This is a genomic window from Staphylococcus sp. EG-SA-15, from assembly GCF_017151895.1.
GTDB classification, from domain to species: Bacteria; Bacillota; Bacilli; order Staphylococcales; family Staphylococcaceae; genus Staphylococcus; species Staphylococcus aureus.
The window spans coordinates 1-227 of sequence record NZ_JACVZN010000189.1 but is presented as its reverse complement, the minus strand read 5'-3'; the positions used below and the strand labels follow the sequence as shown (position 1 = coordinate 227).

Sequence of the window (227 nt, the reverse complement as noted above, 5' to 3'; positions counted from 1 at the left end):
ATCTTAGATAGTAGCCAACGGCTACAGTGATAACATCCTTGTTAAATTGTTTATATCTGAAATAGTTCATACAGAAGACTCCTTTTTGTTAAAATTATACTATAAATTCAACTTTGCAACAGAACCAATCAAACTATAGAGCAAGCTGGTAATGAATTTAAAAAATAAATTGGGATCATAACGCAATAAAAAGAGGAAGTTGCAGAGAAAAAGATAAAAATAATAAA

The 227-nt window shown here is 28.2% G+C and carries 1 pseudogene; it reads right to left on the bottom strand.

Annotation, left to right across the window (positions count from 1 at the left end):
- A pseudogene (locus IDG64_RS15720) lies at positions 1–70 on the bottom strand (IS6 family transposase); the annotation flags it as partial.
- Positions 71–227 lie beyond the last annotated feature (157 nt).